The organism is Bacillus fungorum (assembly GCF_002746455.1).
GTDB lineage: Bacteria > Bacillota > Bacilli > Bacillales > Bacillaceae_G > Bacillus_A > Bacillus_A fungorum.
Genome location: NZ_NWUW01000003.1, coordinates 12,368 through 27,947 on the forward strand (window position 1 = coordinate 12,368; position 15,580 = coordinate 27,947).

The following is a 15,580-nucleotide window of genomic DNA, read 5'->3' on the forward strand; positions in this document are numbered from 1 at the left end:
TAGATCAACCTCCTTATGTATGTTTATTACAATTATTCGAGGTTGATTTGGAGATAACCTTTTAAAGTTAGAAAATTCTGATATCTTTTAAAGGGATTTAAATTCTACGTCGAAACGTTATTATATTTTGAGTTGAAATATTTTAAAGAAGAGTAGAACCATCATCACCCTGACAGAAAAAGTTGCTTTTCCTCAATATGAAATATTGCATATAAAAATGAATTGATGCAAATGCAAAAGCTTATTATAATGAAAGCATAAATATACAACACATCTTAATACAGCAAAGAGGAGGAAGTAATATGGAAATCGCAATGGCAGTTTTAAAATTTTTAGGTGGAGTAATTCCTTTAGTTCAAGAACTATTAAAAGCATTTATGTAAGTTTATTAGTTAGCTATCATTTATCAATCATTATCATATTTTACTAAAAAAGAATGGGGTGATTTTTCTGAATGTTAAGAAAAACACTAAAAGAAGAAAGTTCCTTGCATGTTTATTAGTTAGTCTATGTACTATTAATTATTCATCTATTTCCTTCGCAGAAACACAAGTAAGTAATACAACTGATGTAACTAAAAATGCTAGTGGCATTGATACTGGCATAGCAAATCTTACATATAATAATCAAGAGGTTTTAGCTGTAAACGGTGATAAAGTAGAGAGTTTTGTTCCGAAAGAAAGTATTAATTCAAATGGTAAATTTGTAGTAGTGGAACGCGAGAAAAAATCACTTACAACGTCACCAGTCGATATTTCAATTATTGATTCTGTAGTGAATCGCACGTATCCAGGAGCTGTACAACTTGCCAATAAAGCTTTTGCAGACAATCAACCGAGTTTATTAGTGGCTAAGAGAAAGCCTTTGAATATTAGTATAGACTTACCTGGTATGAGAAAAGAAAATACAATCACTGTCCAAAATCCGACATATGGCAATGTAGCTGGAGCAGTAGACGATTTAGTATCTACTTGGAATGAAAAGTATTCCACAACACATACGTTACCTGCAAGAATGCAGTATACAGAATCTATGGTTTATAGTAAATCGCAAATCGCAAGTGCTCTTAATGTTAACGCTAAATATCTTGATAACAGTCTAAACATTGATTTTAATGCGGTTGCAAATGGAGAGAAAAAAGTGATGGTGGCCGCATATAAACAAATATTTTATACTGTAAGTGCTGAACTACCTAACAATCCATCCGATCTTTTTGATAATAGTGTTACTTTTGATGAGTTAACTCGTAAAGGAGTAAGTAATTCGGCTCCACCTGTTATGGTTTCAAATGTAGCTTATGGTAGAACGGTTTATGTAAAATTAGAAACAACATCTAAGAGTAAAGATGTACAAGCTGCTTTTAAAGCCTTACTTAAGAATAACAGCATCGAAACGAGTGGACAGTACAAAGATATTTTTGAAGAAAGTACCTTTACTGCTGTAGTATTAGGTGGAGATGCGAAAGAGCATAACAAGGTTGTTACAAAAGACTTCAATGAAATTCGAAATATCATTAAAGATAATGCTGAATTAAGTTTTAAAAATCCAGCATACCCAATTTCATATACAAGCACTTTCTTAAAAGATAATGCAACTGCTGCTGTTCATAACAATACAGATTATATCGAGACGACAACTACAGAATATTCAAGTGCTAAAATGACACTCGATCATTACGGTGCTTACGTTGCTCAATTTGATGTATCTTGGGATGAATTCACATTTGATCAAAATGGGAAAGAAGTACTAACACATAAAACATGGGAAGGTAGTGGCAAAGACAAAACAGCTCATTACTCTACAGTAATCCCTCTTCCACCAAATTCAAAAAATATAAAAATCGTAGCAAGAGAATGTACAGGTCTTGCATGGGAATGGTGGAGAACCATCATTAATGAACAAAATGTTCCATTAACAAATGAAATAAAGGTTTCAATTGGAGGAACAACATTATATCCAACTGCTAATATTAGTCATTAGGTTGGAGCGAAGCGCCTTGTTTACAGGGCGCTTTTTTTACTTAAGTGAAAGTGATTGGCGTTTCCAAAATATATCTGCGGTTCCCAACCCATTTATATTTTACTCTAATAGTCTATGAAATTTAAGTAGTTAAATGTAAAATTTATATAGAGAGTTATACAAATTCCTAAAGAACTTTAAATATATTATTCCACAATCAGGCCGAATTATAGAGTGAAAGTTCTACTAGGCCTAAAAATATTGAGAAACACGAGGAGAGGATTACATTGACTATTTATGAGCAATTCATAGAGGCTCTTAAAGAAAAAATAGGCGATACTGTAACATTTGCAGAGATAAAGGACAGATTAATAACAAAATTTAATACGAACCCGAGGAGTATTAATCCTGCTGATTATTGCTATAACCGTTATAACAAAGGGAGAGCTGTTAATAAAAATCTGTTTGTATATATAAATAAAAAAACTTATAGATATGTAGGTGAAAATTATCCTTATACAGGATTAGTTTTTCACAAGCCTAAAGGGGCAGATTGTGAATCAGTTGTAGGTGAGTGGGATAATGGGAAACTTCTTTTTTATAAGGATAAGGATAAAATAGGAATCTCACAAATTAAAAAGTTATATGAGGCATACTTTGAAATGTTAAGATTTGAAATGAATGTTCTTGGTTGTAAGGCGACTGAATTAAGGCATCTTATAGGTCGTCTAGGTGAATTTTTTTGTGTCCTTTACACAAATGGTGAGCTATCCAAAGTGACGAATCAGCATGGATATGATGTCATTAAAGATGGGCGAAGAATAAGTGTTAAAACAACTGCCCAAGAAAAAGGGTTTATCACGATCAATCAAAACACATTTGACCAATTTGATGACTTCTTCGTAGTTCAGTATAAAGATGATGATTTGAAACTATTATTTTATGGGCCAAAGGAAGAGATTCCGTCGCTTAGACCATATGGGAATACTTATGAGGTTGATATAAATTCTTTAAAGAGAGTAGAAAATAAACTCCTATAAGAGTGTATTTTCTTATAGTTTTTTAGCAGAAGCAAGCAGCTCCAACAATGATTATTCAGCTTTGTAATTGTTATAGGAATCATATGAAACAAAAGACACTTGGTAAAAGGGCTACAATTGAATTTGTAACCCTTTTTTATTACTCATTAAAAAATATTAGTGCTTAGTGACTGATATTTTCTATCCATACCCATCAAGCTAAAAAAGAATATATACCAATATTATAGAGTTGCATTTAACTTTATTTAAAGCTTCATGTATCAGTGTTATTCAATCATTTACTTGATTGTTGAATATGCAGGTATGACCCTCATTGCTCTCACGTTTTACTTGTTTTGAACTAGGAGTTTGAAATTTCGAAATATTCGTTGTGTATATTGTGTTAAATATTGTAAAATATAATGGTACCGAAAAAACCAAGTTGGTACCAATGGTTTAGGGGGCGGATTATGAAACAAAGAATAGTAACAGAAACAACTCATCAAATTCAAACGAAGGGGTTTACATTTACAATTAGTGACTTAGCAAAACAATTAGCTGTCAGTAAGAGGACAATCTATGAGCACTTTTCTTCAAAAGATGAAATAGTAGATGAAGTTATTTGTAATGTAATAGAAAGTATTCAAGAAAAGGAAAAAAATATCGCTGAAGATGATACGTTACAAATAGCTGAAAAAATAAGACTCATTTTAATTTGCATTCCACAACAATTTCAATTCATGGATGCACGTTTATTAGTAGAACTAAAAAAACATCATTATAATCAATGGTTAAAATTAGATCAGTTTTTACGTGAAGGGTGGTCTACTGTAATTGGTTTAATAGAAGAGGGAATGAGAGAAGGAAGCATAAGAAAAATTCAAATTCCCTTTTTTATTGAAGTCTATTTGGGGGCACTGAATCGCATATATGATCCTATGTTTATAGAAAAGAGTGATTATACATTAGGAAGTATGCTTGAATCTATTATGGACATGTTATTGTACGGAATTTCTAATTCAAAATAGAAGGTGGGAGAATAGTGCAGTGGATTTATTTAAGTTTAGCAATTTTATTTGAGGTAGCAGGTACAACTGCGATGAAACTATCTGATGGATTAACGAAACTTGTACCAAGCATTCTTATTTTTGTATTTTATGTAGTAAGTTTTGCATTTCTGTCATTTGCATTAAAAGGGATGGAAATGTCCGTAGCATATGCGGTATGGTCAGGTATGGGAATTGTTACGATTACAACAATTGGTTTTGTTTATTTTGGAGAAAGTATCAATATAATTAAGATACTAGCAATTCTTTTTATTTTAGTTGGAGTCGTAATTTAAACAAAAACAGATCTGGAGCCACTTTGCGTTTGTATCATTAATTTTAACTTTTTGCTCAGGGTTACAAGCTCTAGTATTTTGGACAATCCGTTTAGATTTTGATATGTCTTGGTGGATTCCTAATTTATATTTATTAGTTTATCCATGCTTCTTTTTAAAAAGTGTTTGGAGAGAGTGTGGATCGTCGTATAAGACTAACATGAGAAAAGAATTCATGTAATATAGATAGCAACTTTAAGCACATTCGAATTCTAGATTCTAAAACATTTCAGCTTCTAAATCAGTTTTTTCACTAACCATACGGCAGAAGTCAAAACAATTTTCGAAATGAAGATAGCCGATGATTCCTATGGCAAGGAAGCATCGGCTTGTATTATGTATGTTGAGTTAGTTCACGTTTCTGGAATAATTGTAATAGCGATGGTCCGAACCGGAGCCTCAATTTCTTCGTCTGTACTTTGGCTATTGTAGTATTTAATCATTAATTCGTTAAGCTCGTTTTGAAACTTTCCAAAGTGTTCCTCATCTAGCTTTAATTCTACTACAGAGAAAGTAGCACTATCTTCTTGACTGTTTTGTTCCTCTAATTTCTTAAGATAACTTTGGTATTGTGTCATAAGTGATAACTGATAATAGGAAATGTAGTTTAACTTTTCATCATCAGATAATCCTTTCCATTCACTGCCTTCAATCTTTGCATCTTCTTCATTGATTGCGTAATATTTTTCAGAAACAGATTTTACCTTTTTTTCTTTAATTACATGAACGATACCAGAATCAACCATAGTTTGTAGCTGTCTATATAGTGTTGCTTGTGGGACATTTTTAATGATTTTTACCATTTCTAATGGTGTTAGCCCATCTTCCTTATTTCTCATTAACACTTGGCAAATTTTCATTCTTACCGGATGCATTAAAATTTCAACTTTATTACTCATTCGCTCACCTTATTTATCATGTATTTTTATTCTCATTATAAATAATGAGAATAATGTTTGCAATTCATTCGTTTATGATTTATCATTATCAATAATGAGAATGAATTTAGGGAGGAATGACAATAATGCAACTACATTATGGATTGAATGATCTTAAAGACATTGATATTATGGCTTTTCTACCCATTATATTGCCAGTTATTGCAGTGGGGGCACTTTTAGTTTTCATTGCATTCATTGATTTATACCGACATAGAAAAACAAGAAAAAATGTACTTGTATGGACGTTCATTATTCTTTTCGTTAATATATTGGGACCTATTTTCTACTTCGTTATAGGGAGAAAGGACAGTGAGAAATTATGAAACTAGAGATTAAAAACGTAACAAAATCATTTAAAGGAAAAATTGCTGTCAATAATTTCTCGATGGAACTGCAAGAGGGGGAATGCGTCGGATTAATTGGACCAAACGGAGCAGGGAAATCTACATTAATAAAAGTAATTTCGGATATCATTCATCCAACTGCTGGTGAAGTTTTATTGAAAGGGATAAAAATATCAAAAATGAAAAGTGAAATTGGTTATTTACCGCAATATCCTAATTTTTTTCATTGGATGACAGCAAGAGAAACGCTTACGTTTATGGGCCAACTTTCGGGATTGAAAAGAGATGAAGTGTCAAAGTTGATTCCAAAGATTTTGGAGAAAGTTGGACTAAGGAACGAAGAAAACGCAAAGATTAGTACATTTTCTGGTGGAATGAAACAACGACTTGGTATTGCACAAGCATTATTGCATAAACCGTCACTTATTGTCATGGATGAACCGGTATCCGCATTAGATCCAATCGGCCGACGGGAAGTATTGAATTTAATTGAAGAAATAAAAAAAGATACAACCATTTTATTATCAACCCATATATTAGGCGATGCAGAAGAAATCTGTGAACGATTTGTCATTATAAAAGATGGAACAAAAATAGAAGATACAACGATTACGGAACTTTTACACCGGAATAGTGAAAATAAATTAATGATTGAAATAACAGCTAAAGATCAAAAGTGGATTGAAGTTGTAAAAAAGTTACCGTATGTGAAGGACGTAGAAGTGGTTGGGCTTAAAATCAAAGTGAAGGTTGAGAGTATCGAAATAAGTAAAAATTTATTGCTACAAAATGCACTCAAACATAAAGTGGACATCGTTAAATTTGAAATGAGTAACGATACGTTAGAAGAAATTTTCTTGAAATTGGTGGTGCAAAAATGAATAACTTACTAGTATTGATAAAAAAAGAATTTGTTCAAATGTTACGTGATTTTAAGATCATTTGGCTACCAATTGTTTTTATATTTTTAGGCGCAACACAACCGATAGTAACTCATTATTTGCCATCAATTTTAGAAGCGTTAGGTGGAGGACAGGGAATTACCATTGATCCAAGTATGGCAGCACAAAAAGGAGGCGAAGTATTAGCGAGTACTTTGGGATCCCAGTTTGATCAGCTTGGACTTATGATTCTAGTGATATCTATAATGGGTACTATTCAAACAGATAAAGCCAATGGTATGTTAGCTTTTATTTTAACAAGGCCGGTTACTGTTACTTCATATGTTGGTGGGAAAATAGTGTCAAACTATGTAATGGCAGCGTTTAGTGTAACAATTGGATACATTACCTCTTATCTATATGTAAATTATCTTTTTAATGCTGTTCTATTTGCACACCTAATTACAGGATTACTATTTTATCTCATTTGGGTGCTTTTTATCGTATCTTTCACTACAATGATAAGTGCCATTTTTCACAGTCAAGGTATTATTGCATTAATTTCAATTGTTTTCCTTCTAGCCTGTAGAGTAATCGTCGGTTTGAATCCAATAATGGATCAGCTTAATCCAGCCAGTATGAGTAAGTATGCAATGGAAACGTTAGTGACGGGGGGAGTAAATTCAAACGCAATAATCAATGGATTACTAGCTATAGTTTGGATTTTATTGACACTTTTCGTAACGTATTATTGGATTGCTAATAAAAAGTTTAATTATGAATAAACGTGATGAGGGTAATGGGTTTAAATAAAACACCCCAACAATAAAAAGCTTCCACTACTGTGGAAGCTTTTCTAAATGATGTGCAATATCAATATACATATTGGAGTAAACTGAATGTATTTCATTACTTGGCGTAGCGTTAGAAGAGAAGTGGACAATGACCATATTCGCTTTCGGATCGATGTAAAGTGTTTGTCCGTAACTACCTAACACTTCAAAAGCACCTTGTTCATTGTGCGGAATCCACCATTGATTATGATAAGAAATGGAAGCTCCAGGGCCAACTGCAAGTTCACCTTCTTGGACATTTTTTATACTTTCAATAATAGAAGAAGGGAGGATTTGCTTTCCGTTATAGTCCCCGTTGTTTAATAGTAATTGCCCGAATCTAGCCATATCTCTAGCAGTTGCATTTAATCCAGCGCTTGCTTGTTCTATTTTCGTTTCATCTGTAACATAATACGCGTTTTCTTCCATACCAATTTGAGACCATATTCGCTCGCTAACATTTTCTGCTAATGATTTACCAGTGATAGTTCGAATAACCCAAGCGAGTGTTTCTGCTGATCCGTTATTGTAAGAAAAGGCAGAACCAGGCGGTGCAGTTTCTTCTGCTTCTCGTAACATATCATAAATTTTCATCGGACCGTCGTAGTTTTTACCTCGAGGTAAAATATTGCTCGCTAAATATAGTTGTGCATCTTGATTTTCTAACGCTGGATGTTCATATCCGTGAGTAGGGTACTGTGCAGAAACTTGCATGTCCATTAATTGCTGAAGTGTAGCTTTACCGAACGGTGTATTGTTTAATTCTTTTATATAAGTGTCAGCTGTTTTCTCTAAATCGATACGATTTTCTTCAGCGAGAGATTGTATCATTGCCCCGGTAAAGACCTTTGCTAATGAAGCCATACCATGCGGTTCACTCTCGTTATATCCATTGAAATATCGTTCATAAACAAGTTGCCCATTATGTACAACGACAAACGCATCTGTTTTGTTATCGTCTAAAAGTTTTTTTAGAGGAGTTGTATTTCCAAATCTACGCTGCACAGCAAAGTCGTCTAAGTTTTGCAATGCGGTAGAGAAGTGGGAAACTTGATCCGGGTTATTATTTACCTCGTTAACTAAAGTGAATTCTTTCATATGTGTGTACGACCAACGTAAGTAAGGATCATCTAACCAATTTTTCTTCGTCACGTTATTTTTTGATGGGATTGTTTTATTATGTTTGAAGTATGTAAAACCGAGCCCTGTAATTACAAATATGAATGTGATTATGAGTAAGAGTAGGGGAGATTTTTTTAGTTTCATAGGGGTCCCTCCTTATTATTTCTATTATAAGTATACGCTTCTATTGAAAGAAATACAAAATAAGGAAAGTAAACGGGGAAGTTTACTTTCCTTATTTATGTTAAGCGGAAACTTTTCCGTCTGTATGTTGTTTCTTGAATTTTTGTTTTCTTCCATGTAATCCATAATAGAGAAGTAAAGTGAACGCAACGATAATAGCTGCGATGAAATACATATTATGGTAACTTGATTTCGCTGCGACTATACCTAAAATGAAAGAACCAAATCCAATACCACTATCAAAGAATGAGAAGTACGTAGCTGTTGCAGAACCACGTCGATGATTTGGAGCGGCAGAAATTGCAATTGTTTGGAAGCTTGGAATTAATGTTCCATAACCTAAACCGATTAATACACCTGCGCTTAGGAACCAAAACGGAGTTTGCGCTTGACTTAATGCGAACATCCCAATCGTGAAAATAATGATAGCTGGATAAACCAGTACGTTTTCACCGTAGCGGTCAAAAATTTTTCCTGTAAATGGACGAGAAATTACAACAACAAGTGCATATACAATAAAGAAATAACTTGCAATATCAGCTAAACCGAGCTCTTTCGCATAGATAGGAATAAAGGATAAAATACCACTATAAGAAAAGGCTAAAACAAATCCTGTAAGAGCGATCGGAATAGAGGATGGTTCAATTAAGTCTTTCCATTTCATTTTTTCTTGTTTTTGTTTGCTTACTGGTGCTTCATGCGGAATATTGACAAGTAGTCCTAATAAAAATGCAAGTAATGAAAATACGGAACAAACGATAAATAATACAGTAAACGAAAAATGAGAAATAATTGTTAAACCTAAAAAAGGACCAATTACCATCGGCAAACTCATGAATACGCCGAAATAGGCAAGTGCTTCGCCTCGTCTATGAGCTGGCGCAACATCAGTTACAATCGTACCAGTTGCTGTCGTCGCCATCCCAAACCCAATACCATGTAAGAAGCGAAGGGCTAGTAATAAAAATAAACTTTGCGCACCGAAATACATAACAGTAGCGGCTAAAAATAGTGAAAGTGAAATAAATAATATTTTCTTTCTTCCTAAATCATCGAGCCATTTTCCTGTGAATGGTCTACATAAAACAGAAGAAATAAGAAAAACAGTTGCAACTAAACCAATTTCCTCAGGTTTTCCTTTTAGGCCGTCTATTACATAGACAGGCAAAGTAGTCATAAGCATGTAAAATGTTAAAAAGAGAAATAGACTACTAAAACAAGTTCCGAGGAAATCCTTCGTCCAAAGTTTTTCACTTTGCATCGTCATCCCTCCAATTTAATCTAAGTTTTTAATAATTTGTTGTAACACTTGAAATGCTTGATGTAAATCATCTTCGTTAATACCTTCTAGCGTCTTTTTTTCGAAAGTATCAACTTCTTCTTGCCATACTGGGATCATTTTTATTGCTGTATCAGATAAAGAAATGAGCTTCTCACGGCGATCTTTTCCTTCTGTACGAATAATCCAACCCATCGTTTCCATACGTGTTAACGTACGAGTCATCGTTGGTGATTCAACATTTAAATACTGGCATAATTCTGTTTGTGTACAAGAACCAGTTTGATTGATGCGGAAAATAACAGCCCATTGCGCACTAAATAGTCCAGTTGGAGATACGCGTTCATTAAATTTCTTCGTAAATTTGCGAGAAGTCTGGCTGACGACGTGAAAAAAATGTTGTTTTTCGTCCATATAGTTTGATCCTTTCAAATTAGTTACCTAGCTAACTATATACTTTTTTATTATAGTTGTCTAGTAATAGACATGTTGATTTATGTAAAATTTTCGTATAGGTTTTATGTTGAGAACGTACATTCTGCATGTTATTCTTTAAGTAAGTAAAGAATTTTCTTTCTATTTAAAAAGAATGGGGGAACTTGTGATGATTAAGCCTGCAACAATGGAGTTTGTTTCACTATCGAACGGAGAAACGATTGCGTATCAGGAAGTTGGAAGGCAAAATGCAGATATTCTTGTACTCATTCACGGGAACATGACATCGTCACAACACTGGGATTTAGTAATTGAAAAGCTGCAAGATCAATACCATATTTACGCTCTTGATTTAAGAGGATTTGGACAATCAACATATAATCAATCGATAGATTCATTACAAGACTTTGCAGGAGATGTAAAACTATTTATCGATCAATTAAAAGTAGAGAAATTTTCATTAATGGGCTGGTCAATGGGCGGTGGGGTTGCGATGCAATTTACAGCGAATTATCCAACGTCTGTCGAAAAGTTGATTTTAGTAGAATCAGTGGGTGTGAAGGGATATCCAATTTTTAAAAAAGATATTAATGGGCAACAGATCGCATCAAGTTTAGTAAAGACGAAAGAAGAGATCGCGCAAGATCCAGTACAAATTGCTCCAGTGCTAGATGCGATAAAAAATATGAATAAATTATATTACCGTACAGTATGGAATCTATTAATATATACACATAATCAACCTGAACCGGATCGTTATGAAAAGTATTTAGACGATATGTTAACGCAGCGTAATTTCGTAGATGTGAATTATGCGCTCATTACATTTAATATTTCGGATGAACATAACGGGGTTGTAGAGGGAAGTAAGCAAATTCATCGTATTAAAGCTCCAACACTCGTCATACAAGGTGACAGAGATTATGTCGTACCGCAAGTAGTCGGTGAGGAGTTAGCAAAACATTTGCCGAATGCAGAGTTAAAAGTGTTAGAAGATTGCGGGCATTCTCCATTTATTGATTGTTTAGATGTATTTATACAACATGTAGAGGAATGGTTAGAACAGAAATAATCCCCGAAATGAAAGGTGTTGCATATACTATAACATTGTAGGTAAAAGGGGAGAATGTCAATGCATCAACCATCCTTAATCGCTTATTCGCCATATAGTCATCATGTATATACAAAAATGGTGATAAATCCGATGTATATGCAAGTTTCACCAGCTGTAGTTCCTTTACAAATGCAATACCCACAGCTACCAATTGTTAATGCACATCAATACTCATATGGAACTGCATTTTATAAAAATCCGTATTTCAAGCAATTCCATAACAATGTGAAAGCACAAGTTTGGGAAGGATAGGAAGCTAAAAGGTTCATTCTTTTAGCTTCTTTTTTACTACGAATATTCGTACACGCATTTGAAGAAACAGTTTATAATGAAAGGTGGAAAGTGTGAGAAGGAGTGGGAAAAAGGATGTCGATGCGTTTTACTTTTTGGATTATGGTTGGGATTGTAGCAATTTCTGGATTATCACAAGGGATGCTCTTACCGGCCATTGCAATGATTTTTGAACAAGAAGGGGTTAGCTCAAGTATTAACGGTATTCATGCGACGGCATTATACATTGGGATATTAGTGATTTCACCGTTTCTTGAAAAACCGATGCAAAAGTTTGGAATGAAGCCAATTATCGTCATTGGTGGTTTTCTCGTTATTATTTCATTATTCTTTTTTACACAAACTTTTTCATTCTGGGTATGGTTTATCCTAAGATTTCTAGTTGGAGTCGGAGATCATATGCTTCATGTCGGAACACAAACATGGATCACGACAACATCGGACCCGAGTAAAATAGGGAGACAAGTATCGATATACGGTGTATTCTTCGGAATTGGTTTCGCCGTTGGTCCGTATTTAGCAAGCACTGTTCAGTACGGTCTTGCAACGCCATTTATTATATCTACTATACTTTGTTTAATAGGTTGGCTTTTATTACTCCCAACGAAAAATGCATTCCCAGCGCAAGATGTGAGAGAAGTGAAGAGTGAGTCATCATTTTCTCGTTATAAACAAGTTGTTGGATTAGGGTGGATTGCATTACTAGGACCACTTGCATATGGCGTACTTGAAGCAATGTTAAATAGTAATTTACCAGTATATGCGCTTCGTAAAGGATGGTCTGTTTCAGATGTATCCTTCTTATTACCAGCGTTTGCAGTTGGGGGCATTATTACACAAATTCCACTCGGTATATTAAGCGATAAATACGGAAGAGACCGTATTTTAACGTGGACATTCAGTGTAAGTACGGGCATTTTCCTACTTGCAGCAGTATTTGATCAATATTACTGGATCGTCTTTGCCTGTATGCTGTTAGCAGGTATGGTTATTGGATCGTGCTTCTCATTAGGTCTTGGATTTATGACAGATTTATTACCGAGACATTTACTACCAGCAGGTAATATATTATCTGGAATCGCCTTTAGTTTAGGAAGTATTATGGGACCTGTATTAGGAGGCCTATTTATAGAAAAAATACAGTATACAAGCTTTTTTATTGCGGTTATGATTATAATGGGAACTCTCGCAATGGTATATATGGTCTACATGAAGAATCAATTCGCATCAAGAAAAATAGAAAGTAGGTTAGGGCATGACAAAACAACCTAATAAAAAGAAATTTGAAGTACTCGAAAACGAAACAATTACAGACTGCTTAGCACGTATGGAACAAGAAGGCTACGCACCGTCTCGTCGCATGGAAGAGCCAATCTTTCATGAAGTGAAGAAAAACGGCAAAACAGAAGTTGAACCGTGCGGTAGAAAGATTATTTTTGAGGGGAAATTGAAGTAATCTAATAACAAATTTTTTTATGGTATAGAGCCATTCAATTCATCTGAGTTGGATGGCTTATTTTTTTACTGACCAATGAAAGACTTAGCTAGCGATCTTTGTTAGTAAAGGTAGTATGGAGAGAAAATAACTACATAAAAATGTGAATTGAAGGATACTTAATTTATTGAATTCCGACGCCAGGACATGAATGAGAAAGCTGGACGATTTATACTTATACCTTTGTAGGAAAGAACAATTATACAAAAGTAGGATGATTTAAAATATATTTATTTGTATTATAAAAACAAAATATGTTTTTGAAAATTTGAATGTTGCGGATGTAGGGGAGGGAGAAATACATATCATGATACAAAGCATATATGAAACGCATTTACATGTAAGAAATTTAGAAAAGGCGATAGATTTCTATCAAAATAAGCTAGGTTTAGCACTAGCAAAAAAATTATCGAAAAGACGAGTTGCTTTCTTTTGGGTAGGAGAAAATAAAAAACAAATGCTCGGATTATGGGAAGTACATATTAATGAAGATTTTGAGACGAAACACTTCGCTTTTCGTGTGGATTTAGAGTTTTTAAAGATTTCTAAATTGTGGTTAGAGAATCGTGGAATAGAGGTAGTAGGGAGTCAGGGGAAAGGAAATCAAGAGCCAATTGTCCAAAGATGGATGCCAGCTGCAAGCGTATATTTTCTGGATTGTGATGGAAATAAATTGGAGTTTATTTCTATGTTATATGATGATCCAGATGAATTAGAATATGCAACTTATTTAAGTGAATGGGATGCGGAGCATGAAGAAAAATAAAGTGAAACGTTAATCAGTGGGAGTTTTACAGCTTTATATTATGTAAAATAGATAGGAACAAAATAAAATCCCTCAAGAATAAGGGTGTTCTTGAAGGATTTTTTTATGCTTTATATATTGTATATTGCTTGTAACGTATTAATGATGTTCAATTTTAGATATTTCAGCGCGTTGAATATAACCATCAGAGAAGCTGAAATATAGAGAATAGCTTCCTCGATTATATATAAAGCCTACACTAGTCATATCCTCTCCGATTCCATCTGGTTCACCAAACCACTCTTTTAATTCTTTAATAGATATATCCATTTTTACCCATATATATCTAGCGTCCGAAGGGTACATATCGATATTGTAATTTCCATATACTGCCGTATTAGGTGCATCACATTCTGTACATGGTGCTTGCTTCAAAACATCAGGCACTCCAAATTCTTTTTTTACCTCAGATATATCTTTACCCAGTACATTTAATTTAAATGGGCCAAACGTCCCATCCTGTAAAGCTGTTGTTAACATTTGTTTCAGTTCTTCTTTTGAATTGATGTTGAAATTATAAGATCTGTTTTTTGCTATGGCATTATAGAAGAATTGTGCATACTGCTCACGCTTCACAAATGTGTTTCCATTAAAATTACCTGCCTCGTCACCTTGTGCTATACGGTTACTACGCAGTGTATTTACAGCTTCATAGGCCCAATGACCTTTTGGTACGTCTTTAAATTTCCCTTGTTCTTTTGATTCTAAATGAAATGCTTTTTGTAATATTACTGCCATCTCATACCGAGTTAATACATCATCTGGACGAAATGTACCTGTTCCATTACCTGTCATAATTCCAGCTTGCGCAATGGCTTTGATGTCCTTTTCAAACATATGATTTGTAATATCACTAAACATATTTCCTTGTTTATCGTCTGCAATTAAACCTAAATGTCGATTGACTAAAGAAGCTACCTGTCCTCTAGTAATGTTGTCCCCAAAACCAAATTTTCCATTTCCATATCCTTTATAAATCCCTGCTGACGCTAAGTAATCAATAGCATCTTTTGACCAGTGGTCTTTCGGTACATCTGTAAATACAATGTTCTCATTGGCAGCTACCTTATAGCTATTCGTAGTTGTTTGTGCATTAGCTGTGCCTACCATCGTTGTAGTTGCTAGTGCTGCGGTGATTACGAATCCAAAAAATTTTTTAGCTTTGCTTGTTTTCTTGCCCATTTGCGCAAGCCTCCCCAGTTTCATTTAACTTTATTAAATATACTAATTACGATGCATGCATCGTAATTATAACATGTAAATTATAATTATTTGTCATTTATTTCCGTAATGTGGATGGATTTTTGATAATATAACCAAAAATGTAATATTTGGATAATTAATATTCAGCTTTATTTAATAATGGTACATACAGTAAAATGTTCTGTTTTCCATTCTACGATAGAAAACAGAACGTATATTTGGTATAATCGAAATATACTATATGAAACGATGTACATGAGTTTGACATGTATGTATTAAGGTACGTACTACATAA

General features: G+C 33.9%; 16 protein-coding genes and 2 pseudogenes. 13 read left to right on the forward strand and 5 right to left on the reverse strand.

Features of this window, described 5'->3' with window-relative positions:
* The first annotated feature begins 441 nt into the window (after positions 1-441).
* The 5 genes and pseudogenes from alo to CO726_RS04665 form a co-directional block, all read left to right on the forward strand.
* Entirely contained in the window at positions 442-1,980 is a 1,539-nt protein-coding gene (gene alo, locus CO726_RS04645) for an anthrolysin O/cereolysin O family cholesterol-dependent cytolysin Alo (RefSeq protein ID WP_099683460.1), read from the forward strand.
* Positions 1,981-2,246: 266 nt separating this feature from the next.
* Positions 2,247-2,999, forward strand: a complete 753-nt coding sequence (locus tag CO726_RS04650; protein WP_099683461.1) for a DUF7225 domain-containing protein — start codon at positions 2,247-2,249, stop codon at positions 2,997-2,999.
* A 449-nt stretch (positions 3,000-3,448) separates the two neighbouring features.
* Complete coding sequence (locus CO726_RS04655; protein ID WP_099683462.1) at positions 3,449-4,006, forward strand: TetR/AcrR family transcriptional regulator; 558 nt, start codon at positions 3,449-3,451, stop codon at positions 4,004-4,006.
* Between the two features lie 14 nt (positions 4,007-4,020).
* Positions 4,021-4,317 (forward strand): annotated as a pseudogene (locus CO726_RS04660) (DMT family transporter); the annotation flags it as partial.
* Position 4,318: 1 nt separating this feature from the next.
* A pseudogene (locus CO726_RS04665) lies at positions 4,319-4,540 on the forward strand (DUF5360 family protein); the annotation flags it as partial.
* A 172-nt stretch (positions 4,541-4,712) separates the two neighbouring features.
* On the opposite strand, the gene CO726_RS04670 reads toward CO726_RS04665, so the two are convergent.
* Positions 4,713-5,258: a transcriptional regulator gene (locus tag CO726_RS04670; RefSeq protein ID WP_099683464.1), complete on the reverse strand. Its 546-nt coding sequence runs from the start codon at positions 5,256-5,258 to the stop codon at positions 4,713-4,715.
* Between the two features lie 125 nt (positions 5,259-5,383).
* Between CO726_RS04670 and CO726_RS04675 the strand changes: the two genes are divergently transcribed.
* From CO726_RS04675 to CO726_RS04685, 3 genes are read left to right on the forward strand one after another with little or no spacing between them, the layout of a single operon-like run.
* On the forward strand, positions 5,384-5,623 hold the full coding sequence (locus CO726_RS04675) for a PLD nuclease N-terminal domain-containing protein (protein WP_099683465.1): 240 nt from the start codon (positions 5,384-5,386) through the stop codon (positions 5,621-5,623).
* Positions 5,620-6,525, forward strand: a complete 906-nt coding sequence (locus CO726_RS04680) for an ABC transporter ATP-binding protein (RefSeq protein WP_099683466.1) — start codon at positions 5,620-5,622, stop codon at positions 6,523-6,525. The genes CO726_RS04675 and CO726_RS04680 overlap by 4 nt, the downstream gene beginning before the upstream one ends.
* Positions 6,522-7,310 (forward strand): ABC transporter permease, encoded by a 789-nt coding sequence (locus CO726_RS04685; RefSeq protein ID WP_099683467.1) that lies wholly within the window; start codon positions 6,522-6,524, stop codon positions 7,308-7,310. The genes CO726_RS04680 and CO726_RS04685 overlap by 4 nt, the downstream gene beginning before the upstream one ends.
* Before the next feature lie 54 nt (positions 7,311-7,364).
* Here the strand turns inward: CO726_RS04685 and CO726_RS04690 are convergent, their stop codons facing one another.
* From CO726_RS04690 to CO726_RS04700, 3 genes are all read right to left on the reverse strand, one after another.
* A complete protein-coding gene (locus CO726_RS04690; RefSeq protein WP_099683468.1) occupies positions 7,365-8,624 on the reverse strand; it encodes a serine hydrolase domain-containing protein in 1,260 nt (419 codons plus the stop codon).
* Positions 8,625-8,724: 100 nt separating this feature from the next.
* Positions 8,725-9,924, reverse strand: coding sequence for an MFS transporter (locus CO726_RS04695; protein WP_099683469.1), 1,200 nt, complete (start codon positions 9,922-9,924; stop codon positions 8,725-8,727).
* Positions 9,925-9,939: 15 nt separating this feature from the next.
* Positions 9,940-10,356, reverse strand: coding sequence for a MarR family winged helix-turn-helix transcriptional regulator (locus CO726_RS04700; RefSeq protein WP_136699377.1), 417 nt, complete (start codon positions 10,354-10,356; stop codon positions 9,940-9,942).
* A 190-nt stretch (positions 10,357-10,546) separates the two neighbouring features.
* Between CO726_RS04700 and phaZ the strand changes: the two genes are divergently transcribed.
* The 5 genes from phaZ (at position 10,547) to CO726_RS04725 (ending at position 14,043) form a co-directional block, all read left to right on the forward strand.
* Positions 10,547-11,449, forward strand: a complete 903-nt coding sequence (gene phaZ / locus CO726_RS04705; protein WP_099683471.1) for an intracellular short-chain-length polyhydroxyalkanoate depolymerase — start codon at positions 10,547-10,549, stop codon at positions 11,447-11,449.
* A 60-nt stretch (positions 11,450-11,509) separates the two neighbouring features.
* A complete protein-coding gene (locus tag CO726_RS04710) occupies positions 11,510-11,743 on the forward strand; it encodes a hypothetical protein (protein ID WP_099683472.1) in 234 nt (77 codons plus the stop codon).
* A 114-nt stretch (positions 11,744-11,857) separates the two neighbouring features.
* Positions 11,858-13,054 carry an MFS transporter gene (locus CO726_RS04715; protein ID WP_099683473.1) on the forward strand — a complete coding sequence of 399 codons (1,197 nt, stop codon included), beginning with the start codon at positions 11,858-11,860 and terminating at the stop codon, positions 13,052-13,054.
* Entirely contained in the window at positions 13,038-13,238 is a 201-nt protein-coding gene (locus CO726_RS04720; RefSeq protein WP_099683474.1) for an NETI motif-containing protein, read from the forward strand. Before CO726_RS04715 ends, CO726_RS04720 begins: the two co-directional genes overlap by 17 nt.
* A gap of 346 nt (positions 13,239-13,584) precedes the next feature.
* Positions 13,585-14,043: a VOC family protein gene (locus CO726_RS04725; RefSeq protein WP_099683475.1), complete on the forward strand. Its 459-nt coding sequence runs from the start codon at positions 13,585-13,587 to the stop codon at positions 14,041-14,043.
* 138 nt (positions 14,044-14,181) lie between these two features.
* Here CO726_RS04725 and CO726_RS04730 read toward each other — a convergent pair whose 3' ends face one another.
* Positions 14,182-15,264, reverse strand: a complete 1,083-nt coding sequence (locus CO726_RS04730; RefSeq protein WP_099683476.1) for an S-layer homology domain-containing protein — start codon at positions 15,262-15,264, stop codon at positions 14,182-14,184.
* Positions 15,265-15,580: the final 316 nt, after the last annotated feature.

Coding starts and splice junctions, on each gene's coding strand:
- CO726_RS04700 (WP_136699377.1), bottom strand. CDS start 10,356: ATGGACGAAAAACAACATTTTTTTCACGTCGTCAGCCAGACTTCTCGC.
- CO726_RS04730 (WP_099683476.1), bottom strand. CDS start 15,264: ATGGGCAAGAAAACAAGCAAAGCTAAAAAATTTTTTGGATTCGTAATC.
- CO726_RS04710 (WP_099683472.1), top strand. CDS start 11,510: ATGCATCAACCATCCTTAATCGCTTATTCGCCATATAGTCATCATGTA.
- CO726_RS04675 (WP_099683465.1), top strand. CDS start 5,384: ATGCAACTACATTATGGATTGAATGATCTTAAAGACATTGATATTATG.
- phaZ (WP_099683471.1), top strand. CDS start 10,547: ATGATTAAGCCTGCAACAATGGAGTTTGTTTCACTATCGAACGGAGAA.
- CO726_RS04680 (WP_099683466.1), top strand. CDS start 5,620: ATGAAACTAGAGATTAAAAACGTAACAAAATCATTTAAAGGAAAAATT.
- CO726_RS04695 (WP_099683469.1), bottom strand. CDS start 9,924: ATGCAAAGTGAAAAACTTTGGACGAAGGATTTCCTCGGAACTTGTTTT.
- CO726_RS04690 (WP_099683468.1), bottom strand. CDS start 8,624: ATGAAACTAAAAAAATCTCCCCTACTCTTACTCATAATCACATTCATA.
- CO726_RS04670 (WP_099683464.1), bottom strand. CDS start 5,258: ATGAGTAATAAAGTTGAAATTTTAATGCATCCGGTAAGAATGAAAATT.
- CO726_RS04685 (WP_099683467.1), top strand. CDS start 6,522: ATGAATAACTTACTAGTATTGATAAAAAAAGAATTTGTTCAAATGTTA.
- CO726_RS04720 (WP_099683474.1), top strand. CDS start 13,038: ATGACAAAACAACCTAATAAAAAGAAATTTGAAGTACTCGAAAACGAA.
- CO726_RS04655 (WP_099683462.1), top strand. CDS start 3,449: ATGAAACAAAGAATAGTAACAGAAACAACTCATCAAATTCAAACGAAG.
- CO726_RS04715 (WP_099683473.1), top strand. CDS start 11,858: ATGTCGATGCGTTTTACTTTTTGGATTATGGTTGGGATTGTAGCAATT.
- CO726_RS04725 (WP_099683475.1), top strand. CDS start 13,585: ATGATACAAAGCATATATGAAACGCATTTACATGTAAGAAATTTAGAA.